Annotated in this window: 1 protein-coding gene; it reads left to right on the top strand. The window is 47.0% G+C overall.

Going from position 1 to position 266, the window contains the following annotated elements; genetic code table 11:
* On the top strand, positions 1 to 266 hold a 266-nt coding region (locus tag SB772_RS41775; protein WP_410838745.1), incomplete at both ends, for an FGGY-family carbohydrate kinase.

Raw genomic sequence — 266 nt, 5'->3', positions numbered from 1 at the left:
AGAGTAGATGGCGGCGCTGCAAATAATGATTTACTCATGCAGTTCCAAGCAGATTTGTTGGGTGTTCCGGTATTACGTCCTAGAGATACAGAAATTACGGCGAAGGGCGCAGCACTACTCGCAGGTTTAAAGACTGGGCTATATGACGAATCGACAATGAAAGCCTCATGGCAAGTAGATCGCGTGTTTGAACCAAGTATGTCGGCTGATACTCGTGAGCGACATCTTGCTAAATGGCAGCAGGCTATCAAAAGGTCTTTGATGCC

The sequence above is a fragment of the Paraburkholderia sp. SIMBA_030 genome, assembly GCF_046535245.1.
Classification (GTDB): Bacteria; Pseudomonadota; Gammaproteobacteria; order Burkholderiales; family Burkholderiaceae; genus Paraburkholderia.
The sequence above is the reverse complement of the archived record's forward strand: the minus strand, read 5'-3'. Positions and strand labels throughout refer to the sequence as shown.